The following is a 22,805-nucleotide window of genomic DNA, read 5'->3' as shown; positions in this document are numbered from 1 at the left end:
TTATAAATATTTTTTTACTACATCAATTATGTCTTGGTGCACTTTCATAAGCTCTTGCATTCCATCTATAAATACAAACCTTTTAGGAAATTCTTTAACTAATTTAATATACCCCTCTCTCACTTTTTTGTGAAACCCCCAACTTTCTTTTTCTAATCTGTCTGCTTCTCTTTTTCCTCGCCTTTTCATTGCTTCTTCAGGAGTAATGTCTATATAAATTGTTACATCAGGCAAAATCCCCATTGTAGCTATTTCATTAACTAACTTAACTTTTTCTATCCCTAAACCTCTTGCATATCCCTGATACACATATGAACTGTCTACAAAGCGGTCTAAAATTACAATTTGGCCTTTTTCAAGGGCGGGCAAAATTTTCTCCTCCACTAGCTGAGCCCTAGAAGAAGCGTATAAAAGCATTTCTGTAACTGGAGAAATAAAATTATTTTTATCTAATAAAATATCTCTAACTTTTTCTCCAACTTTTGTGCCTCCAGGCTCCCTTAATACCAAAATATTATAACCCTGTTTTAAAAGATACTCCTCCAGAAATTTTATCTGAGTAGTCTTACCGCATCCATCTATTCCTTCAAAGCTTATAAATTTTCCTCTCATATTTCACACACCAATAGGCTGTTATTTTTAAGACCTAATATCTTAATACCTTTATTATATAATACATTTATATATTTTACCATATCTTTTTTTATGCGCTCTCCCGGACAAATAAGTGGAACACCTGGAGGATAAGGGATAATAAAGTCTGCAGAAACACGGCCTTCTGCTTCTTCTAAAGATATTAATTTAGTCTTTTGCCTTACTGCTTCAGAAGGTTTTAAAACCATTTCTGGAGTATCAGGATAAGCTGCTACTTCTTCAGCTGTTTTTTTATCTTTTTTTACATTTGCAAGCCCTTTTATCCCCTTTATTAAAAGGTCAACCTTTTCTTTATCATCCGCTAATGTAACCATAGCAAGTATATTAAAAGTATCGGCCATCTCTACCTGTATATTAAAATTCTCTCTCAAAAACTTTTCTGCTTCAGGCCCTTTTATACCTAAGTTCTTTACACTTATAGTAAGTTTGGTTTTGTCAAAGTCAACAATGGCGTATTTGCCTACTATTTCTTTACCTAAACATCTTATTCCCTCAATGGTGTTTATCTCATATCTTGCATAATCAGCAAGAATAATCGCTTTTTCTAATCTATTTTTACCTTCTTTCTCCATGTAATCTCTTGCAATGTCAAGGGAGGACATGAGAATATAAGAAGGAGATGTTGATTGAAAAAGGCTTAAAGAATATTTTAGTCGATTTGTATCTACTCTATCAGAATTCAAATGAAGTATAGAGCTTTGAGTAAAAGAAGACAAGGTTTTGTGTACACTCTGTACCACAATATCTGCTCCTGCCTGTATAGAAGAAAGAGGCAAATTATTAGAAAAAGGAAAGTGAGCTCCATGGGCTTCATCTACAATTAAAATTTTATTGTATTTATGAACAATGTCAGAAATTCCTGTGATATCGCTACAGAACCCGTAATAATTGGGATAAGTCATCACAACTGCTTTTATAGCCTCATCTTTTTTTAAATATTCTTCCAATTTGTTTATGTCAATTCCCATTGGAATACCGTCTTCATAATCAATTTCCGGGTTTATATAGACAGGCACTGTTCCTGTCAATACAAGGCCATTGTACACAGATTTGTGAGAATTTCTCATTATAAGTATTTTATCGTCAGGATTTAACACTGCATACATCGCTGCATATATGCCGGATGTCGTCCCATTTACAAGAAAAAAAGACTCTCTTGCCCCAAAAGCTTTTGCTGCAAGTTTTTGTGCCTCAAGTATGGGACCTTCAGGGTTGTGAAGATTGTCAAGTCCTGGTACCTCTGTTAGATCAATCTTTGCCAAATTAACAAGATATTCTCCTGGAAAAGTCCTTCCTTGTTTATGACCTGGCATGTGAAAAGGTATAATTTGGTTTTTTGCATAATCCATAAGTGCTTCATATAATGGAGCTGTCATACAATACCTCCGTATAATCATAATTTTTCGTTATTTTGATTATACCATAAAAATATGAAAACCGGATTTACTTTATCTGAACTCCAAATGAGGCAGGTCTTATAAACAAAGGCCTGCCTCATTGTATATATGTAAACAATGTAAAACTAAACTGTAATAATAGATAGGGTGCATGATGCATTATACGAATGAACCTTAAATACCTTTATCGTAATCTTCGCCATATCTACGTGCCAAAATGCCTTTTAAGCGTTGGACTTCTTTCTCTAACTCTTTTATACGCTTGTTTTTTGCAGCGATAAGGACATCTTTGCTTGCATCCGTCATCTCCCGTTTTACTTGCTTTAGAGAAGGTAGTCCTTCTTGCTGTTTTCGGAGTGTATCAATACGGTCATAATGGTTATCATAAAGGTATTTTTTTGAAACATTGGCTCTTTCAGCAACACTATTAAAGTTAATCTTCTCTTTTTCCTTCAAAAGTTGCTGTATGGCTTTATCAACTCTTTCCTGACATTCTTCCGACTTCTTTTCTCTGGCTTTAGCAAGACCTTCAGTATTTCGCTTATGGTCACTTGTCATTGTTTCTTTCCTCCCCGATATACTCACGACCTTTTTTACCTGCTTTATGGTGTATCTTTCCTTCCTTTAGTACCTTTAAAATCTCTTCATAACGCTTTAAAAGGCTCATATTCTTCTCAACCCATACAGTACGTCCTTGTGCTTTACCACGTTCAATAAGGGCCTTTGTCTCCTGTATTTCAAGTTCATACTGTGGTATAAAATCTGGAGTGGTACAAAGGTTTCTACAGGTAAGGCAAGGATTTAATTGTGTATGACATTCCTGCTTTTTAGGCTTCATGCAATACCCAAGAGGCATTCTCACAGCATCAAGATTGTGTCGGATGTACTCCCATTCAATTACATCCTCATTCTGTATGTCAGAAATATTAATTTTTTTGATTTTACCTGATTCGTCAATCTTGAATAGCCCCTGTTTTGTTGCTTCTTCCCATGATTTGCGCATGGTTGTATCAAGAATTTTAGCATAACAGAGTGTCATTTCAGGGGAAGCATGAGCCATCCACTTCTGAACATGCAAGATGTTCATTCCGTTATTGATTAATTCAACTCCTTTGGTATGGCGAAAAGCATGGTTGCCAAAGTGAAATACATTACCTTGGTCATCAGTAATATTTTGATTTTTAGAAAGACGATTAAGTGCCTGTTGTATTAAATATCCTTGAGGGCAACGGCCTTTTCTTTTTCCATCAAACCTGACAAACAATAGATGATTGGGATTGTTGTCATCTGTACTTTTTTCTTTGACTTCATCAACTACTGCTTGTACAACTGCATAGACTTCATCGGTAATTGGTATACGATGGTTTAAAATCTGTGTTTTTAGAATATCTCCACAAAGATACCAACCTTGGGAAGTACGGTCTAAACAAGTATCATAACGCAAATTAAGAATATCCGATATTCGCCAGCCACTGGCTCTTAATAGAAAAACAATTGGGATGTATTCAGAAGGTGTTAAATGCTCCAGATTATCTTCCAACTGTTGAAGAACTCTTTCAGGAATATATTTAATATCATTTTCGGGCTTTTGAGGTTTTCTTGGAATATCCTCTTTGAATAATAAACATACAGATGGTAATTCAGGTGCTTCTGGATACATAGCACGTTGAATATAATCAAGGAAGATTCGTAAGGAAATTAGATATTCAATGTGCCTTTTTTTCCAACCAATTGTATATTCTCTATACCAGGATAAATAGTTCTCCATATGTTTTCGTGTCAGCATAGTTAAGTTTTTCCATGTAGGCTCTTGAGCATGAATGTATTTTGTAAATAGGCGTAGAGCCATAATGTCTGCTTCGCATTGTCCCTGTGAATTGTTGGTTGTTCTAAATTTTATAAATTTTTTAACTAATTCTCGAAATTCTACTGGTATATCTGAAAAATTGAGGTAATAATTAGATTTATTTTCTGTTATCTTTGCTCCAGGTATCTTTCGGCAATCCCAAATATCCTTTTCATATTCATCACGAGTATCATAAAGATTGGTAAAGAAAGAATATAATTGGTTAAAAACCGTCTCGTATTGCTTATTTGAAATTTCTCCGTCATCATTTATACTCATACCCTTGTCAACAAGAAAAGAACGCCATTGTAACAGAGCCTTGTCATATGTAATATCTACAATACTGGCTATGTGAGGATAATATTCATTAAGAAATTCAGCAAAACGGTTTAATGCAATACCATATGCAACAACGGTAATGAGCCTAATTTCCTTTTCCTGCAATCGGTAAGCATACATATACTTAACTTCATTTTTGATTGAAGAGCTAAAGGATGAAAAGTCAATAGTTTTATTGGATAAACTCCACTTTGCAGGGCGTAAGTCATCAAAAAAGGAATCTCTAATATCCCAAACATCATTACCCCAATAACCACTCAATAACTTCCTAATTTCTTGCTTTTTTTCTACTGTTGGTTTAACTTGATATGCAACACTCACTTTTTATCATTCTCCTTGGTTTTATTTTTTAACTTCATACGTTTTTCAGCCTGTTCCCAGTCTTTACGCATTTCTTCTTCGTCTGGATGTGAATATATCTGCATAGGTGTTTGAACATTCGACCATCCGCCACGTTGCTTAATCTTTTCAAATCCCCAACCTTGCTTCCGAAGTGTATCAAAATGACTGTGACGAAACATATGGGGAGTTACATATATGCCCGTTTTTTCACGTAACCTTTTAAATAGTGAAGCCACATCAGGATATTCCATAGGTTGATACTTGTTTTTTCCTGAAAGTTTAATAAAGACATGGTTTGTATCTACTTCATCAGTGTGATACTCTGCAACATAGTCCATATACAGGTTCATTAGGTCAGCAGATACATCTATCCTTCTTGGACTGCAAACTGTTTTAATATCAGCAAGGTTAGGCAATTCACCCCTGTCTTTAAGGTCAATCTTCCTTGCATCAATGATGAAATCCTCAAGCCATAAGGATAAACACTCACCTATACGGAATCCACTTTCCCAGAGCAGTTGTATAAGGAACTTGTCCCTCAAATTAGAACAAGCATCTATCAATATAGCGATTTTCTCTTTTGAAATGGTTTTTGGGCGTTTTTTTGGGACTTTAACCTTTAAAATTTTCGTATTGTAATCCCTGTTCTTGTTAATATGATATAAGAAATCCTTAAATTCTCTCCGAGAACCTGGTATCTGCTTTTTAAGCCTTTGAGATAATTGTATAGAATAATCATCAATCTTCATTAGATAGTCATAAAACTCAATAACACTTGATATGTAGGCATTAACAGTATTTGCTTGTAAAACATCTTGCGAAAGCTTTATTGATGATACTTTTACATTCCTATGTGGTGTTTGTAGCCATCTCATGAACTCTGCCATATCGTCTATGCTTATATCACGATAATCTCTGTCTTTTTGTTGAAGAAACTCAAAAAACTCCTTCAAATGATAACAGTATGCACGAAGAGTGTTCCTTGCTTTTCCAGCATTATCTTTAAATTTTAAAAACCTATACACTGACTCTACTGGCTCACCGTCATCATCAACAAGCAAGTATCGCTTCTGTCCTCCTAGTATAACTATTTCCTCCACTCTCAAGGGAACACCTCCTATGCAAAAATATTAATATACCAAGTATACTAAATATACTACAATTATTCAATATATATTAATATTTACTTATGTATAAAAATAATAGATAGAGCATACACAAAATACTGTGTAGCCTATCTATTATCATAGTTTAGTTAATTCATATCCGGTTTTCATATTTTATGTCTTTCATATAGCCTTCCCATATGTCTATCATTTTTTGCCTGTAAAAATCATAACCTTCATCAAAAGGAGATAAGTTTATCAATTTTTCTTGGCAATTTGTACAAAGAAATTTTCCTAACACTTCTATTCCATCTTGTGATTCCTGTTCGCATATAAAGCATTTCCTTTTCGTTGCTATGCTTTCCATATGCAACACCATCTTTCAAAATTTTCTAATGTAATTATTCCCTTTTGTGCAAAAATATATTCACCCTTTTTTGTATTTCCTAATTTCATTATATTTTTTCGTAAAAGAAAAAAAGCAAGTCTCAATGCAAATTGCACCAAGCCCTGCCTGTATTATTTAAAAGTCTCAACTAACTCCTTATATCTAAAGCAACTTATTAAATGATCATTTACTATTCCAACCGCCTGCATATAGGAATATATAATAGTAGAACCTATAAAAATAAATCCTCTCTTTTTAAGGTCTTGGCTGATTTTATCTGATAATTCAGTTTTAGAAGGTATATCTTCAATTTTTTCCCACGCATTTATTATAGGTTTATAATTTACAAAACCCCAAATATATTGATCAAAACTTCCAAATTCCTTTTGTATTTCTATAAACCTTTTTGCATTGTGTATTGAAGCCTCTATTTTCTTTCTGTTTTTTATAATTCCACTATTTTTTATGAGTTCTTCTACTTTCTTTTCGTCATATTGTGACACTTTTATAGGGTCAAAGTCAGCATAGGCCTTTCTGTAATTTTCTCTTTTTCTTAAAATAGTAATCCAACTAAGACCTGCTTGTGCCGATTCTAAAACCAAAAACTCAAAATGTTTTTTATCCTCATGAACAGGCACTCCCCATTCTTCATCATGATATTTTATGTAAATGTCGTCACTAAGACACCAAGGACACCTATTCATATTTCACCTCTTATAAAAGTAATGCTGCCGCTCCTAAAACACCCACGTTTTCTCCAAGCTCTGCTTTTACTACTTCACATACTTCGGCATTAGGCTTTAAAGCTTTTTTCTTTATTGTTTCCATCATTTTATCATAAAGCATCTCCCATTGAGTGGATACGCCACCACCTATGGCAATTCTTTTTGGATTATAAAAAGCCATGATATTTGAAATTCCCACTCCAAGATAAAAAGCTTCATTGTCAACCAATTCTTCCGCAAACTCATCTCCCAATTTTGCCGCTTCAAATACATGTTCCGATTTTACTACTCCATCTTTGGCTAAATCCCTTATCATTGTATCTTTCCCATTTTGAATTCCTTCTTGAGCAAATCTCGCAATAGCCGTACCAGAAGCAAAAGCCTCAAAGCACCCATAATTTCCGCAATTACATCGAGGCCCATTAAAATTTATAGTATGGTGCCCAATCTCAGCTGCATTAGAATTTTCTCCGCTATAAAGTTTTCCTTGAATTATCACGCCACCACCAATCCCAGTACTTACAGTTATATAAACAAAATTGTCTATACCTCTTCCTGCGCCAAATAAATGTTCTCCAATAGCTGCAGCATTTGCATCATTCTCTAATTTTACTTCAACTCCCAGCTTATGAGATAAAATATCCACAATGGGAACATTGTCCCAACCTGGAAGATTAGGTGGGCTTATAACTACCCCCCTTTTGGCATCAAGGGGCCCTGGAGATCCAATCCCAACTCCTTTTAAATCAGATATTTTTAATCCTGCTTCTTTTAAAACGTCATAAACACTTTGTTCGATTCGCTTAATTACTTCTTCTGGCCCTTTTTCTGCCATAGTAGGTATTTTGATGCTCTTTATGATATTGCCCTTCTCATCTACAAGCCCTGTACTTATCTTTGTCCCCCCTAAGTCCACACCGCATAGGATTTTCACCATTTTTATCCCTCCATTGCCATATTCTTACCTTTAAAGAATTATATATACCATTCTGGATAAAAAACCTTTAAATAATTATAGCATTACTAAAATTATTAATAAAGTCAATCGAGTAGGAGCTGAATAATTATTTTATTCAGCGTCCTCTCACACCACCGTACGTACCGTTCGGTATACGGCGGTTCATTAGGAATTGTGTACAATTAGATATCTTTGGGATAAACTCTTATAACCTATGCTTTCAAAGTATTTATTTGTAAGAGTCTTATTTAGGATTGGGCTATTGGATATTCTTAAGTCACCTTTCCTTGTATTGGCGTATTCCCAGGCTTTTTGTTCTTCTACTCCTAGTTTTACTAAGTTATCATGCTTCGTTTTTATCTTCTTCCATTGTTTCCATATACATGCCCTTAGTCTTCGCCTTATCCATTCGTCAAGGGTTTTCATTATGCTTTTCGCGTCTGCTAATCCAAAATAGTTGACCCATCCTGTCGTTATTTGATTTAGTCTTTTTATTCTGTTTTCCATGCTTATTCCCTTGTTCCGATTGGTTATTTCTCTTACTTTTTCCTTAAACCTTTTGATGGATTTTTCATGGATTCTTATTCTTACTTCGTTTTCTTTTGTGTAGAATGAAAATCCAAGAAATTTTCTTCTCCATGGTCTATCTACAGCACTTTTTGCTTCGTTGACTTTTAGTTTTAATTTGCTTTCTATGAACTTCTTTATGCTCTTCATTACTCTGTTTCCTGCAGACCTGCTTTTTACATATATGTTGCAGTCATCTGCATATCGGCAGAATTTATGCCCTCGTTTCTCAAGTTCTTTGTCTAGTTCGTCCAACATTATGTTTGCTAATAGGGGACTTAATGGCCCTCCTTGGGGTGTCCCTTCTTCTGTTGATACTTTGATTCCGTTTATCATTACTCCTGATTCTAGGTATCTTCGTATTAACTTTAGTACCCTTTTATCTCCTATCCGCTTTTCTAGTTTGGACATTATTATGTCGTGGTTTACTCTGTCAAAGAACTTTTCTAAGTCCATATCTACAACCCATGTGTATCCTTCATTTATGTATGCTTCTGCGGCTTTTATTGCGTCTTTTGCACTGCGTCCTGGTCTGAATCCATAACTGCTATCTGAAAATGTATGGTTGTAGACTTTATTTAGTATTTGGGCTATTGCTTGTTGTATTAGTCTGTCTAGTACTGTAGGTATTCCTAGTAGTCTTACTCCTCCATCTGGTTTGGGAATTTCTACTCTTCGCACTGGTTGTGGTTTGTATTTCCCCTCCAGCAGTTGTTGTTTTATGGTTGCCCAGTTTTCTTTGAGATACGGTAGAAGTTCATCTACTTCCATCCCATCGACTCCATGGCTTCCTTTATTTGCAACAACGCGCTTGTATGCTGCTTCCATGTTCCTTCGTTCTACTATCATTTCAAGCATCTTGCTGGTATATCTTTGTACTTCGTTTCTTCCATCTTCCGACGCCGATGATATACTATGCACTTCCGTTGTCTTTTGAAATTCCATTTCTCTATTCAACGGATAGCCTCTTTGTTGAGTTGTCTGCAGTCTCTGCATATCTTTCGAGTCCATAAGATTTCCAAAACCTCCTAACGTTCGGTCCTTCCTTATCTATTCATGTCTAGATAAGTACTATGACCTCTGCTGACTTCTCAAGGTTCAGCCATACATCACTGCATGGGTTGTCACTTCAGATTTTACTTCCATGACTTATCCTTGAGACCTCCCCGGGTAAGAACGATAACTTTCATCTCATATATCTGCCAGATTTACTGTATGGGATTCGGGTAGTGTTGGACTTCGTTTTGTTACGCAAACTCATCCACCCCAATTCAGCCTCTTATCTGGTTCTTGTTCATCAGACCGAGATTTTGCCTTAAGCTTCCTTCAGATTCCACCTCACGATGGACACCCTTGCTCTTGGCTAGTGGTTCCCACTACCAAGCCCACAGCGGACTTTCACCGCCTAGCTATCGCCCATGCCGGGCGCACATCGAGTAGGAGCTGAATAATTATTTTATTCAGCGTCCTCTCACACCACCGTACGTACCGTTCGGTATACGGCGGTTCATTAGGAATTGTGTACAATTAGATATCTTTGGGATAAACTCTTATAACCTATGCTTTCAAAGTATTTATTTGTAAGAGTCTTATTTAGGATTGGGCTATTGGATATTCTCCAGTAGCCTTTCCTTGTATTGGCGTATTCCCAGGCTTTTTGTTCTTCTACTCCTAGTTTTACTAAGTTATCATGCTTCGTTTTTATCTTCTTCCATTGTTTCCATATACATGCCCTTAGTCTTCGCCTTATCCATTCGTCAAGGGTTTTCATTATGCTTTTCGCGTCTGCTAATCCAAAATAGTTGACCCATCCTGTTGTTATTTGATTTAGTCTTTTTATTCTGTTTTCCATGCTTATTCCCTTGTTCCGATTGGTTATTTCTCTTACTTTTTCCTTAAACCTTTTGATGGATTTTTCATGGATTCTTATTCTTACTTCGTTTTCTTTTGTGTAGAATGAAAATCCAAGAAATTTTCTTCTCCATGGTCTATCTACAGCACTTTTTGCTTCGTTGACTTTTAGTTTTAATTTGCTTTCTATGAATTTCTTTATGCTCTTCATTACTCTGTTTCCTGCCGACCTTGTCATTTCTCAAATTAATTTAGCCCAAAACCGATAAAATTTTTCAGATTAAATAATCTTGTGATAAAATTAATGCTAAAGGAATTTAAAAAAATTTTTTCAGATTCCTTTAGCATTAATTTTAATTGGAGAGGTTACTTATGCAAATAATTTTCCATGTTGATAACATTGAAGAATATTTACATAAAGGTAAAGATTACAATTTTCCTGACCCACCAGATAGATGTCCTTATCCCGATTGCAAGTGTAGAGTAAAACTAAAAAAGCACGGGTTTTATTACCGTTACTATTTAGATGGACCTAACTGTATAAAAATAGCCATAAGAAGATATATATGTCCTGTGTGCAAAAGAACTCTTTCCTACCTTCCTGATTTCTGTCTCCCCCATTTTCAGTATTCTTTCAATATGATTGTAAAGTCTTTAAAAGAGACACTTACAAGAGAAAAAACTCTCAGTTCTTTCATAAGTGACTTAAAAAGAAACTTTCCTACCATACTATTTTCAAGACAGCATATATATTTTTACACCAAAAGGATAATGAATAATTTAAGTTTTATCATATACGGATTAAGGCAAATAGACCCTTACATAAAGTTATCTGAGACTGACTCACAAAGAGAGAGGGCCAGAGAGATTTTGGACATAATAAGCATTGTACCACTCTTCTCCCAACGGTTTTATGCTCATTGCCAAAAATCATTTCTGGCCTCTCTCACATAATTCTAGCATTAAACCTGAAAAATTTAAATAAAAATTTTGATTTTTTCTTAGCAACATAACTTTTTCCTTTAATGTCCCCCAGGTATGAGCTAAAATTACGATTAAGAAATCAAAAAAGTGAAGGGGGAACATATAAATGCTTGATGAAAAAGCGAGAGAAGTTATAGCATTAAAGAGATTTTCACTGATAAGTCCGGTGCTAAACGGACAGGTAAAAAATCAGAAAGAATATTTTGATGCTCTTTCCGATAAACCTATTGAGATACCTTATCTTGGAATGAGAAGATATACTCCCAAGACACTTAGAGGGTGGCTATATCAGTATTTAAGAGGTGGTATAGAAGCGTTAAAGCCGGGTTATCGAAGCGACAGAGGCAAATACAGAAAGATAGACTTTGAACTTTCAGAGAAAATAAAGCAAAAGAAGCTTGAACATCCTGAAATGCCAAACAAACTTCTTTATGAAACATTGATAGGAGAAGGAATAATATCACCGGATAAAGTATCCCTTTCGACATTCTATAGGTTTTTGAAAAACATTCCTGTAAAATCTTTAGATAAAGAAAAAGAGGGTAAAACAAAGAGGTTTTCCCATGAATACATCAATGAACTGTGGCAAACTGATGTCATGTATGGGCCATATATTAAAGAAGGTAAAACAAAGAGACAAACGTACCTTATTGCATATATAGATGATGCTTCCAGGCTGTGTACCTATGCTCACTTTTACTATACCCAGAATTTTTTAGCTTTAAGAGACTCATTTAAAGAAGCAGTGCTAAGAAGGGGAATACCCAAAATGCTCTACACTGACAATGGAAAGATATATAGAAGCAGTCAATTTGAATATATATGTGCCTCACTAGGTACATCTCTTATTCATACTGAGCCCTTTTCACCTCATTCAAAAGGAAAAATAGAAAGATTCTTTCATACGGTGAGAATGAGATTTTTAAGCACAATAGATCCTACATCCATAAAGAGTATAGATGAGCTCAATATGATGTTTTTTAAATGGCTGGAGGATGATTACAACCGAAAAGAACACAGCAGTATTGGCATGAGTCCTTTAGATTTTTTCATGTCTCAAATATCAAGGGTAAATATGTGTGGTGACATAGATATGTTGAATGAATGTTTTCTCATAAGAGTAAATCGTAAAGTAAACAAAGATGCTACACTTAAAGTGGAAAATATACTTTATGAAACAGAAGAAAAGTTTAAAGGTATGCGCTTAGAAGTCAGATATGACCCGCAGTGGCTTAAGGATAATACACCTCTTCTACTTTTTCATGAAGGCAAAAAAGTGGGGGAAGCGTATAAGGTAAATTTTCATGATAATGCTAAAATTCCCATAGGATACACCCAAAACAAAAATGCTGTAAGCAGAAATGAAGAGTTAGTTGATTTTATTAAACACACAGTGATATCCTTTAACGATATCATTGATTAAAAAAGAGGTGTTTACAATGTTTACCCAATATTTTGGAATGAAATTTAATCCATTTTCTAAAGAGATAAGTGTAAACGACCTTTACATAAGTGAAGACATTGCTGAATTAAATGCCAGGCTAAAATATTTACAAGAAACAAGGGGTATAGGACTTATCGTTGGGGAGGCCGGTTCAGGCAAATCTACCGCATTAAGAAGATATGCTGAAAGCCTCAACCGTTCTACATTTAAACCATGTTACTTTGCTCTATCTACACTCACAGTGAGAGAATTCTATCAAGCATTGGCTATGATTTTAGGCGAAACACCCTCATACAAAAAAGTAACGCTCTTTCACCAGATACAAAGAGCGATAACAGAACTTTACTATAGCCAGAAGATAACTCCTGTCATAATATTAGATGAAATACAACTGGTTTCTAACGATGTTCTTGAAGATTTGAGAATAATATTTAACTTTAATATGGATTCTCAAAACCCGTATATATTGATACTTTCAGGACAACCACACATAAGAAACAAACTAGCCTTGAATGTAAACAGTGCACTAAGGCAAAGAATTTCTATAAAGTATGTGATGCAAGGGCTAAAAAAAGAAGAAATTCAAGATTATATAAAAACAAGAATGAAAATAGCCGGAGTGGTGAATGATATATTTACACCATCAGCATATGAAGCAATATATTCTCTAACAAAAGGGCTCCCAAGGATAATAAATAACCTGGTAACAGCTTCTCTTCTCTATGCGTATTCTAAAAGGCTAAGAGAAATAGATGAAGAAGTAATATACCAGGCACAAAATGAAATCAGTTTGTGAGAGTAGTAGCTTTCGCTACTCTCATTTTTTATTATACATCAATTAACCCAAATTGCCAATAACAGATATTAACATATTTTAGCGGTAATGCTCTTAAAAAGTGAAAAAAATTTTTAATCAGGCTGTGATAATTTGAGAAAAAATACTTTTATACACTTAAAAAATGCCATTATAATTTGAAAATCTTTGGAGATTTAATTTGAGAATTGACACCGACCTGCTTTTTACATATATGTTGCAGTCATCTGCATATCGGCAGAATTTATGCCCTCGTTTCTCAAGTTCTTTGTCTAGTTCGTCCAATATTATGTTTGCTAATAGGGGACTTAATGGCCCTCCTTGGGGTGTCCCTTCTTCTGTTGATATTTTGATTCCGTTTATCATTACTCCTGATTCTAGGTATCTTCGTATTAACTTTAGTACTCTTTTGTCCCCTATCCGCTTTTCTAGTTTGGACATTATTATGTCGTGGTTTACTCTGTCAAAGAACTTTTCTAAGTCCATATCTACAACCCATGTGTATCCTTCATTTATGTATGCTTCTGCGGCTTTTATTGCGTCTTTTGCACTGCGTCCTGGTCTGAATCCATAACTGCTATCAGAAAATGTATGGTTGTAGACTCTATTTAGTATTTGGGCTATTGCTTGTTGTATTAGTCTGTCTAGTGCTGTAGGTATTCCTAGTAGTCTTACTCCTCCATCTGGTTTGGGAATTTCTACTCTTCGCACTGGTTGTGGTTTGTATTTCCCCTCCAGCAGTTGTTGTTTTATGGTTGGCCAGTTTTCTTTGAGATACGGTAGAAGTTCATCTACTCCCATCCCATCGACTCCATGGCTTCCTTTATTTGCAACAACGCGCTTGTATGCTGCTTCCATGTTCCTTCGTTCTACTATCATTTCAAGCATCTTGCTGGTATATCTTTGTACTTCGTTTCTTCCATCTTCCGACGCCGATGATATACTATGCACTTCCGTTGTCTTTTGAAATTCCATTTCTCTATTCAACGGATAGCTTCTTTGTTGAGTTGTCTGCAGTCTCTGCATATCTTTCGAGTCCATAAGATTTCCAAAACCTCCTAACGTTCGGTCCTTCCTTATCTATTCATGTCTAGATAAGTACTATGACCTCTGCTGACTTCTCAAGGTTCAGCCATACATCACTGCATGGGTTGTCACTTCAGATTTTACTTCCATGACTTATCCTTGAGACCTCCCCGGGTAAGAACGATAACTTTCATCTCATATATCTGCCAGATTTACTGTATGGGGTTCGGGTAGTGTTGGACTTCGTTTTGTTACGCAAACTCATCCACCCCAATTCAGCCTCTTATCTGGTTCTTGTTCATCAGACCGAGATTTTGCCTTAAGCTTCCTTCAGATTCCACCTCACGATGGACACCCTTGCTCTTGGCTAGTGGTTCCCACTACCAAGCCCACAGCGGACTTTCACCGCCTAGTTATCGCCCATGCCGGGCGCACGCACACAAAAAGAGAATGCCCTTTCAGGCATTCTCTTTTATCCTTTTTCCAATAATTTCTTATATTTTTCGGCTGTCATTAAATCCTCAAGTTGTGATTTGTTTTTAAGTTCTACTAATACAAGCCAACTACCATAAGGATCACTGTTTACTAGAGAAGGGTCATCAACAATATTGTTGTTTACCTCAACCACTTTTCCATCCACTGGTATATAAACGTCAGAGGCTGCTTTTGCTGATTCTAGAACTCCAAGTACATCGCCAGCAGTGAATTCCGTCCCTACTTCTGGCAATTCAATGTATTCTATATCTCCTACAGAATCCTGTGCATAGTCAGTTATTCCTATATATGCTTTATCTCCCTCTATTTTGAGCCATACATGGTCTTTCGAATAGTACAATCCTTCCAAAACTTCCACTTTGGAAAACCTCCTATTTCATGAAATATTTTGTCCATTTAAAAAACTACCAAACTTTAGTTTTTAATAATAGTTGTATTTAAGAAAATTACACTTTGTGTATAGACTCCCCAAAGATGTCCTTAGCAGCTTCCATAATAGTTTCACTTCGGGTAGGATGGGCATAAACCGCTTTCTTCAAAGCTTCTGCATCCACACCTTCTTGACAAGCCGTTGAAAGTATGTGAATAAGTTCAGAAGCTCCACTACCTACTACCCATGCACCAACTACTTCTCCATTTTCATTTGAAATTATCTTTGCAAAGCCCTCTGTTTCTCCATAAGTTTTAGCTCTTCCATTGTGTTTGAAATCAAATCTTCCTACTTTTATTTCTTTAAATTTCTTTCTCGCTTCTTCTTCGGTATAACCAAAATATCCAATCTCTGGCTCTGTAAACACTGCTGCAGGTATTTTCATATAATCTAAAGTAGATGATTCGCCAAAAATATTATCTACCGCAACTTCTGCTTGTGCTGAAGCAACATGAGCCAGCATCATTTTGCCTGTGACATCACCTACTGCATAAGCTCCTTCTACATTTGTCTTCATGTGCTCATCAACTTTAATAGCTTTTCCTTCAAATTCTAATAGTTCTACAATTGGACCAATATCCGTATTTAACTTCCTCCCTATAGACACAAATACCTTGTCTGCGTATATGCGCTTTATATTTTCACCATTTTTAACTGTTACTATACTCCCACCGTTTTCTTCTTCATCTATTCTCTCAACCGTTGAAGAAGTATATATCTTGATTCCTCTTTTTTGTGCAACGAATTTAATAGAGGAACTTATCTTTTTATCAAGTGTAGGAAGAATATTAGGCATCATTTCAACAACTGACACTTTTACTCCAAATTGATTCATTATAAAAGCAAATTCCATGCCTATTACTCCGCCACCTATAATGCATAAACTTTGAGGTAAAGAGGTCATTTCAAGAATAGTATCACTATTCATGACATTTTTAGAATTAATGCCTTCAATAGGAAGTTCAGCAGGTGATGACCCAGTTGCAATAATAATGTTTTTCGCTTTAATTTTATTTTCTCCAAATAGTACATTCTTTTCTTTGTCAACTTTTGCTTCAGCATTAAAAACATCTACTCCATTAGCCTTCAGCAAAGCATTAATGCCTTCAACAAGCTCCCCTACAATATCATCTTTTCTCTTTACAACTTGAGTATAATCAAAAGAGTTCACTTTTACATCAAATCCAAATTCTCCAGCTCGTTTTAAAATGTCATACACTTCGGCAATTCTTGCATAAGCTTTTGTCGGTATACATCCTCTGTTTAAACAGGTACCACCTAATTTATCTTTTTCAAATAAAGCTACTTTTGCACCTTTTTTAGCAGCTTTAATAGCAGCAACATATCCTCCAGGACCTGCCCCTATTACAGCTAAATCATATTCCTTGACATCTGAGAATTCAGCCACTTTTATCTCTCCATTCATTTGACATACCTCCAGCGTGATAGCCAATCATACCTCTAAGAAATTATTTTCTCATCCCTTTCTATAAGATCAGCCCATCCCTCATAATCTATCAAAGGAATTTGGCTTTCACTCTCTTCAAATCCTCTTGCAATAAAATCTTCCTTAAGCGCGAAGAGCTCAACCCCTTCTTTTACAAGGCCCTTTAGATTTTTTTCAATTGCAAAAATGACCCCATCCTGTATGAAAATAACTTTATCCTGAGGCAGTGCAAGTTTCAACAAAAATTCTGAAAGTTTATCAGCTGGACTTTTCTTAACAATTATTAACGCCATATCTTTTCCCTCCTAAAAGAATACTACCTTATCGAAAGAATGTACAAACTCTGGAAGTTCTTCTTTTATTATCGTCTTTAAATTCCAATGAGGTTCAATCTCATTTTCTTTTATGCTATATTTTTCAAGGTCTTCTTTTACTGCATATACTTGAGTATTGTATTTCTCCAAATATTTAAATGTAATAGAGAGCGGTAAACATCCAATTATTTCTGGTTTGCATTGTTTACGAACTGCAAGAACTGCTTCGTTTACAAAAAGTACAACCGGTTCAAGGTCTTCTCCATACATGCCAAAAGCACTTCTGAAAGCCTCATTTATCCAGATGCTCCCAACAGGCGAATTGTACACTGCAAATAAAACTTTTTTCATTCTTTACACCTCCTATGGCAGTAAATTGATGTATCTATCGGAATTGTAAATAAGTGCTGCCATCTCCGGCACTCCGGAAAAATCTGCACCTTCAATTTTCATATCTTCTGTAATTCCCCTATACTGCGCACAAAGGCCGCAAATGTGAACCTCTATCCCTTTAACGGAAAGTTCTTGAAGTTTTAACGGAATATTCCTATCAATTTTCATGGGCTTTACCAGTTTATTTGTTGCAAGAACAGAATCAGCAAACAAAAATATTGAAACTTTATGCCCCCTATTCACAAGGGTTTGCGCTAAATTAATGGCTGTATCCATATCCTCATTTGTATAAGGTGGTACATTTACCTGTATTGTTATATGCATATTTATCCCCTCCTCTTAAAATTTCGTGGGAAGGGCAAAGCCCTTCCACAATTTATCTTCTTTCAAAAAGATACCACACCATAAACCAGTTTCCGAGCACTGCAAATACCGCAAAAACAATTGAGCTTATAGCTAGATGGGGAAGTCCAGAAAGAATGTGCCCTATATTGCATCCTCCTGCACTTCCTGCACCAAGTCCCATTAGAACGCCACCTATTGCAACTTGTACAAAAGTTTTTGGGTCTTTTGGAGCTCTTAATCTAAATTCTTTTGTAAGAAGAGCCGCTATAAATGCACCAATTATAATCCCTAATACTTCCATTCCTTCCCAGTTGTACGGAATTGGTTCTGTTGGATTAATATTTGCAGTTGTAGTTCTAAAAAGATTTACCCAACCCCCAGTAATTCCAAGAGCATAAGTTTTTTGTGAAATATATCCTATAGTTCCTACAAGACCAAGAGCAATGCCACCTGTAATCCAATCAAGTCCTGACACTTTTCTCTCTGTTGTTTTCCACACAATAACTATGATCAAAAGTATTACTGCAAAAATGATTGCAACAATCCATGGATTAATATTAAGCAGATTTGCAATAGTTAGATTTACAGCTCCATCTTTTGCCCCATACAATCCACCGGGATTGTTAGTGGTAGTGATAGGCTTCCCCAGCCAATTGTTTACAAATGATAGAGGACCACCTTTTACAGCTGCTGCAGTGATTCCGTAGAAGACTGCTGCAATAAATGCTGTTATATATCCCTCGCCTATCCTATAAGTAACACCGCTGGCACAACCACCTGCTAGAACCATGCCCATACCAAATAAGAAACCGCCTATGATCTGAGCGAGAGGAATCAAAGGTTTTGGATTTAATTTAATCCAACCCAGTTGCGCCGCCAGATGAAAGCCAATCGTCTCTACAAGTATTGCAACCAGAGCCATTTTCATGAGATAATTATCTTTTGTCATTTTGACATCCCTAATAGCAGAGTTAAAACACATCCTACCTCTTTGCAAAACAATTCCAAAAAGAATCCCAACTAAAAGCCCCTGTAACCTCGGATCCATAAAATCTCCCCCTCAACTTATCAAAGCTTTTTAATGAGAATTCTCCACTCACTGGGTCCAATTTCCTCAATAGAGATGACTTCCCCTCCTACTTCTTTAACTCCAGCTGGGATTCTTTCTTTGGAAAGCGCATAGTCAATAAGCACTTCAAGAATTTCCCCTGATTTCATCTCCTTAAGCTTCCTTCTCGTGTCTACATCTGGAACTGGACACACTTCACCTCTTTCGTCTAAAGTATAGGTAGGTTTAACATCATTACCCATTTTACATTCCTCCTCACTTTGTTATCATTTTAACATTCTAGTTTCATTATACTATAAAATTTTCTTCTCATATCATTTGAAATTCTTATGTAATATTAGTTTTACTTATAACAAACTTTGTAGTATAATAAAACTTAACGAAACGAAACGTTGTATTGCGATAGCTTTTTAACAAACAGGGGGGGTATTGTGAATATTGAAAATTTAAGAGCATTTTATAAAACCGTATACTACAAGAGCATTTCTTCCGCAGCAAAAGAATTGTATCTCTCACAACCTGCTATAAGTCAACAAATAAAAGCGTTAGAGAAAGACTTAAAAGTTACTCTTTTAAAGCGCAGTAACAGAGGAGTCATTCCTACCCCAGCTGGGGAATTGGTGTATCAGTATGCAGAGAGGATATTAAATCTATGCGATAATATGATTAAGGACTTAGAGTGCTGCGAAAACGACTGCATAAATAGGCTTACAATTTCTTCTTGCCCCACTATTGGCCAATATGCTCTCCCTTGCACTCTTCACGAATTTAAGAGAAGGTATAAGAATGTGACAGTTCATGTAGAACACAATTTCACACCAGAAGTAATCTATAACATCAAAGAAGGAGGAATAGATATTGGGTTTATAGAAGGCTGTTATGTCGATGAAAATATTTCCTGTATACCTTTGGGAGAATTCAAAATGCATTTTGTTGCAAGCGGTAATTGGGAAGAAAAAAGCTTGTTAAAAAACAAATTATTACGTTATAATTTTTTTATAATACACAAAAAGTGCGCTCTAAGAAAAGTAATTGAAGAAACACTTCTAGCCAATGGAATTGACATCAAAAAACTAAAAATTGAAATTGAATCTCCCTCTATTGAGTCGATAAAGTCCTCTGTAGCAGCAGGACACGGTCTGTCTATTTTACCTTATATAGCCATAAAGAAAGAATTATATACTAAGACCTTGTCCATAGTTCAGGTTGAAGACATAGAATTTAATTACACTTATTCAATCATATACAATAAAAAGATTTACAAAAAATCCAAGTCTGATTTCATCGACTTTATAAAAAACAGCGGTAAAAAATTTTTCTGCTAAAGGTGATGCAAATGGTTCATGAAATCATGTGTATGGGGGAAATCTGTCCTTTGCCTCTTTTAAAAACCAGAAAAAAATATGAAGAAATGAAAGAAGGGGATGTATTAAAAGTAGTTGTAGACCATCGCTGTAGTTTGGACAATATAGAAACATACTTTTCTAAAATAGGTTGCACTTTAAAAATAGAGGAAGTGTTAACTGGCGTCTGGGAAGTATATATAAAAAAATAAACTCCTTTACAGGAGTTTCATAAAGGGGGCTTTATAAAATTTTACCGGCAGCGACCTACTCTCCCGCGAAAGCAGTACCATCGGCGCTGGAGGGCTTAACTTCCGTGTTCGGAATGGGAACGGGTGTTTCCCCTCCGCTATCGCCACCGGAAATCTAGACCCTCAAAACTGCACAAAGCCTTCTCGGTCAAGTCCTCGACTGATTAGTACCGGTCAGCTAAGAGTGTTTCCACTCTTACACCCCCGGCCTATCTACCTCGTGGTCTTCGAGGTGTCTTACCCCGGCACTCAACTCTACTCACTAGTGGAAAGACTATTCTTTATCCTCTCTTTTAGCCATCTACGCCCTTGTCCTGACTTTTTTAAATGTTTCTCCCTTATTAACGCATCTTTTTTATCTCTATATGCTTCATAGTATACTAATCTCCATTTTCCTTCTCTTGTACTCTTTACTTCTTTTCGTTGATGCGCTAAATACCTTTCCTTTATATTAGACGTATAGCCTATATATATCTTTCCTTTTTCATTTGTCAGGACATACACATAATACATCTTGCCTTCCTCCAGTAAGTATAGTTGAGTGCCGGGTGGGAAACCTAATCTTGAGGCGGGCTTCACGCTTAGATGCTTTCAGCGTTTATCCCCTCCGAACTTGGCTACCCAGCTGTGCACCTGGCGGTGCAACTGGTACACCATCGGTTCGTCCACCCCGGTCCTCTCGTACTAGGGGCAGTGCCTCTCAAGTTTCCTTCGCCCGCGACGGATAGGGACCGAACTGTCTCACGACGTTCTGAACCCAGCTCGCGTACCGCTTTAATGGGCGAACAGCCCAACCCTTGGGACCTACTTCAGCCCCAGGATGCGATGAGCCGACATCGAGGTGCCAAACCTCCCCGTCGATGTGGACTCTTGGGGGAGATCAGCCTGTTATCCCCGGGGTAGCTTTTATCCGTTGAGCGACGGCGTTCCCACTCACTGCCGCCGGATCACTAAGCCCGACTTTCGTCCCTGCTCGAGATGTCTCTCTCGCAGTCAGGCTACCTTCTGCCTTTGCACTCTCTCGCGCGATTCCCGTCCGCGCTGAGGTAACCTTTGGGCGCCTCCGTTACCCTTTAGGAGGCGACCGCCCCAGTCAAACTGCCCACCTGCCATTGTCCCTACGCCGGTTCCACGGCTATAGGTTAGAATTCCGGTAATCCCAGGGTGGTATCCCAACGCCGACTCCAGTAAGGCTGGCGCCCTACCTTCTCCGTCTCCCACCTATCCTGTACAAGAATTACCAAAATCCAGTGACAGGCTACAGTAAAGCTCCACGGGGTCTTTCTGTCCAATCGCGGGTAACTCGCATCTTCACGAGTACTACAATTTCACCGGGCCCCTCATCAAGACAGCGCCCAAGTCGTTACGCCTTTCGTGCGGGTCGGAACTTACCCGACAAGGAATTTCGCTACCTTAGGACCGTTATAGTTACGGCCGCCGTTCACTGGGGCTTCGGTTCAGTGCTCTCACACTTCCCCTTAACCTTCCAGCACCGGGCAGGCGTCAGCCCCTATACTTCGTCTTCCGACTTAGCAGAGACCTGTGTTTTTGGTAAACAGTCGCTTGGGCCTCTTCTCTGCGGCCTTTCGGCACTCCTTCTCCCGAAGTTACGGAGTCATTTTGCCGAGTTCCTTAATGAGGGTTCTCCCGCTCGCCTGTGGATACTCTCCTCGCCTACCTGTGTCGGTTTGCAGTACGGGCACCTTGGACCTCGATAGCGGCTTTTCTCGGCAGCTGCTTCGGTGGCTTCGCCTTCCGGCTCCCCTTCTCAGGCCCCTGCCAGTACGCGGATTTGCCTACGTACCCTTCGGTGCCTGATTGGACGTGCCCTACCAACCGCACGCTCCACCTATCTCGCTGCGTCCCCACTTCTCTTTGCGGCCCTCGGTGGTACCGGATTCTCTACCGGTTCCCCATCGCCTACGCTTTCGCCTCGGCTTAGGCCCCGACTTACCCTGGGTGGATTACCCTTCCCCAGGAAACCTCAGGCTTCCGGCGGTAAGGTTTCTCACCTTACTCTCGTTACTCATGCCGGCATTCTCTCTACTGTACAGTCCAGCTTAGCTTACGCTTTGCCTTCTACCCGTACAGTACGCTCCCCTACCCCACCGCTTCCGCGGTAGCCCCAGCTTCGGTGGCATGTTTGAGCCCCGTTCATTTTCGGCGCAGGACCTCTCGACCAGTGAGCTGTTACGCACTCTTTAAATGTATGGCTGCTTCTAAGCCAACATCCTGGTTGTCTTCGAAGTCCCACTTCCTTTACCACTTAACATGCCC

Annotated in this window: 22 protein-coding genes, 2 rRNA genes and 1 pseudogene (1 of these 25 running past the window's edge); 5 read left to right on the top strand and 20 right to left on the bottom strand. The window is 37.4% G+C overall.

Features of this window, described 5'->3' with window-relative positions; all coding sequences use genetic code 11:
* From tmk to EB239_RS02545, 10 genes and pseudogenes are all read right to left on the bottom strand, one after another.
* Positions 1-612: a dTMP kinase gene (gene tmk, locus EB239_RS02595; RefSeq protein ID WP_003868908.1), complete on the bottom strand. Its 612-nt coding sequence runs from the start codon at positions 610-612 to the stop codon at positions 1-3.
* Entirely contained in the window at positions 609-2,030 is a 1,422-nt protein-coding gene (locus EB239_RS02590) for an aminotransferase class I/II-fold pyridoxal phosphate-dependent enzyme (protein WP_003868907.1), read from the bottom strand. The genes tmk and EB239_RS02590 overlap by 4 nt, the downstream gene beginning before the upstream one ends.
* Positions 2,031-2,225: 195 nt before the next feature.
* Positions 2,226-2,609 (bottom strand): DUF6262 family protein, encoded by a 384-nt coding sequence (locus EB239_RS14835; RefSeq protein WP_003870889.1) that lies wholly within the window; start codon positions 2,607-2,609, stop codon positions 2,226-2,228.
* Positions 2,599-4,557, bottom strand: coding sequence for a tyrosine-type recombinase/integrase (locus EB239_RS02580; RefSeq protein WP_003870888.1), 1,959 nt, complete (start codon positions 4,555-4,557; stop codon positions 2,599-2,601). The genes EB239_RS14835 and EB239_RS02580 overlap by 11 nt, the downstream gene beginning before the upstream one ends.
* Positions 4,554-5,678 (bottom strand): tyrosine-type recombinase/integrase, encoded by a 1,125-nt coding sequence (locus tag EB239_RS02575; RefSeq protein ID WP_318261425.1) that lies wholly within the window; start codon positions 5,676-5,678, stop codon positions 4,554-4,556. Before EB239_RS02575 ends, EB239_RS02580 begins: the two co-directional genes overlap by 4 nt.
* A 160-nt stretch (positions 5,679-5,838) precedes the next feature.
* Positions 5,839-6,063 (bottom strand): sigma factor G inhibitor Gin, encoded by a 225-nt coding sequence (locus EB239_RS02570; RefSeq protein ID WP_003871545.1) that lies wholly within the window; start codon positions 6,061-6,063, stop codon positions 5,839-5,841.
* 140 nt (positions 6,064-6,203) lie between these two features.
* Positions 6,204-6,776, bottom strand: coding sequence for a DNA-3-methyladenine glycosylase I (locus EB239_RS02565; RefSeq protein WP_003871546.1), 573 nt, complete (start codon positions 6,774-6,776; stop codon positions 6,204-6,206).
* Between the two features lie 10 nt (positions 6,777-6,786).
* Positions 6,787-7,734 carry an ROK family protein gene (locus EB239_RS02560; RefSeq protein WP_003871547.1) on the bottom strand — a complete coding sequence of 316 codons (948 nt, stop codon included), beginning with the start codon at positions 7,732-7,734 and terminating at the stop codon, positions 6,787-6,789.
* A 186-nt stretch (positions 7,735-7,920) separates the two neighbouring features.
* The gene (ltrA, locus tag EB239_RS02555) at positions 7,921-9,333 is read right to left on the bottom strand and encodes a group II intron reverse transcriptase/maturase (protein ID WP_129545071.1); all 1,413 of its coding nucleotides are present in this window, start codon (positions 9,331-9,333) and stop codon (positions 7,921-7,923) included.
* A 499-nt stretch (positions 9,334-9,832) separates the two neighbouring features.
* Positions 9,833-10,408 (bottom strand): annotated as a pseudogene (locus tag EB239_RS02545) (group II intron maturase-specific domain-containing protein); the annotation flags it as partial.
* Positions 10,409-10,545: 137 nt separating this feature from the next.
* Between EB239_RS02545 and EB239_RS02535 the strand changes: the two are divergent.
* The 3 genes from EB239_RS02535 (at position 10,546) to EB239_RS02525 (ending at position 13,397) form a co-directional block, all read left to right on the top strand.
* Positions 10,546-11,127: a DUF6431 domain-containing protein gene (locus EB239_RS02535; RefSeq protein ID WP_003870792.1), complete on the top strand. Its 582-nt coding sequence runs from the start codon at positions 10,546-10,548 to the stop codon at positions 11,125-11,127.
* Between the two features lie 136 nt (positions 11,128-11,263).
* Positions 11,264-12,580, top strand: a complete 1,317-nt coding sequence (locus EB239_RS02530; protein WP_129545082.1) for a DDE-type integrase/transposase/recombinase — start codon at positions 11,264-11,266, stop codon at positions 12,578-12,580.
* Between the two features lie 16 nt (positions 12,581-12,596).
* Positions 12,597-13,397, top strand: a complete 801-nt coding sequence (locus tag EB239_RS02525; RefSeq protein ID WP_003871651.1) for an ExeA family protein — start codon at positions 12,597-12,599, stop codon at positions 13,395-13,397.
* A 156-nt stretch (positions 13,398-13,553) separates the two neighbouring features.
* On the opposite strand, the gene ltrA (EB239_RS02520) is transcribed toward EB239_RS02525, so the two are convergent.
* The 8 genes from ltrA (EB239_RS02520) to EB239_RS02480 all read right to left on the bottom strand — a co-directional run bounded on the left by ltrA (EB239_RS02520) (position 13,554) and on the right by EB239_RS02480 (position 19,176).
* Positions 13,554-14,456 (bottom strand): group II intron reverse transcriptase/maturase, encoded by a 903-nt coding sequence (gene ltrA / locus EB239_RS02520; protein ID WP_451919108.1) that lies wholly within the window; start codon positions 14,454-14,456, stop codon positions 13,554-13,556.
* 457 nt (positions 14,457-14,913) lie between these two features.
* A complete protein-coding gene (gcvH, locus tag EB239_RS02510; protein WP_003871391.1) occupies positions 14,914-15,294 on the bottom strand; it encodes a glycine cleavage system protein GcvH in 381 nt (126 codons plus the stop codon).
* A gap of 88 nt (positions 15,295-15,382) precedes the next feature.
* Complete coding sequence (gene lpdA, locus EB239_RS02505) at positions 15,383-16,792, bottom strand: dihydrolipoyl dehydrogenase (protein ID WP_003871392.1); 1,410 nt, start codon at positions 16,790-16,792, stop codon at positions 15,383-15,385.
* A 35-nt stretch (positions 16,793-16,827) separates the two neighbouring features.
* Positions 16,828-17,106: a sulfurtransferase complex subunit TusB gene (gene tusB, locus EB239_RS02500; RefSeq protein WP_003871393.1), complete on the bottom strand. Its 279-nt coding sequence runs from the start codon at positions 17,104-17,106 to the stop codon at positions 16,828-16,830.
* 12 nt (positions 17,107-17,118) lie between these two features.
* Positions 17,119-17,478 carry a DsrE family protein gene (locus EB239_RS02495; RefSeq protein WP_003871394.1) on the bottom strand — a complete coding sequence of 120 codons (360 nt, stop codon included), beginning with the start codon at positions 17,476-17,478 and terminating at the stop codon, positions 17,119-17,121.
* 12 nt (positions 17,479-17,490) lie between these two features.
* Positions 17,491-17,844, bottom strand: a complete 354-nt coding sequence (locus EB239_RS02490; protein ID WP_003871395.1) for a DsrE/DsrF/TusD sulfur relay family protein — start codon at positions 17,842-17,844, stop codon at positions 17,491-17,493.
* Between the two features lie 52 nt (positions 17,845-17,896).
* A complete protein-coding gene (locus EB239_RS02485) occupies positions 17,897-18,913 on the bottom strand; it encodes a YeeE/YedE family protein (RefSeq protein WP_003871396.1) in 1,017 nt (338 codons plus the stop codon).
* Positions 18,914-18,933: 20 nt separating this feature from the next.
* On the bottom strand, positions 18,934-19,176 hold the full coding sequence (locus tag EB239_RS02480; RefSeq protein ID WP_003871397.1) for a sulfurtransferase TusA family protein: 243 nt from the start codon (positions 19,174-19,176) through the stop codon (positions 18,934-18,936).
* A 189-nt stretch (positions 19,177-19,365) separates the two neighbouring features.
* Between EB239_RS02480 and EB239_RS02475 the strand changes: the two genes are divergently transcribed.
* A complete protein-coding gene (locus EB239_RS02475; protein ID WP_003871398.1) occupies positions 19,366-20,259 on the top strand; it encodes a LysR substrate-binding domain-containing protein in 894 nt (297 codons plus the stop codon).
* An 11-nt stretch (positions 20,260-20,270) separates the two neighbouring features.
* Positions 20,271-20,489: a sulfurtransferase TusA family protein gene (locus tag EB239_RS02470; protein ID WP_003871399.1), complete on the top strand. Its 219-nt coding sequence runs from the start codon at positions 20,271-20,273 to the stop codon at positions 20,487-20,489.
* A 42-nt stretch (positions 20,490-20,531) separates the two neighbouring features.
* On the opposite strand, the gene rrf is transcribed toward EB239_RS02470, so the two are convergent.
* Positions 20,532-20,640: ribosomal RNA gene (rrf, locus tag EB239_RS02465) — 5S ribosomal RNA — on the bottom strand.
* 32 nt (positions 20,641-20,672) lie between these two features.
* Positions 20,673-22,805: ribosomal RNA gene (locus tag EB239_RS02460) — 23S ribosomal RNA — on the bottom strand (it continues 1,150 nt past the right edge of the window).

Origin of the sequence: Thermoanaerobacter ethanolicus JW 200, from assembly GCF_003722315.1 — a bacterium.
Classification (GTDB): Bacteria; Bacillota; Thermoanaerobacteria; order Thermoanaerobacterales; family Thermoanaerobacteraceae; genus Thermoanaerobacter; species Thermoanaerobacter ethanolicus.
This window is presented reverse-complemented; position numbering and strand designations above follow the sequence as displayed.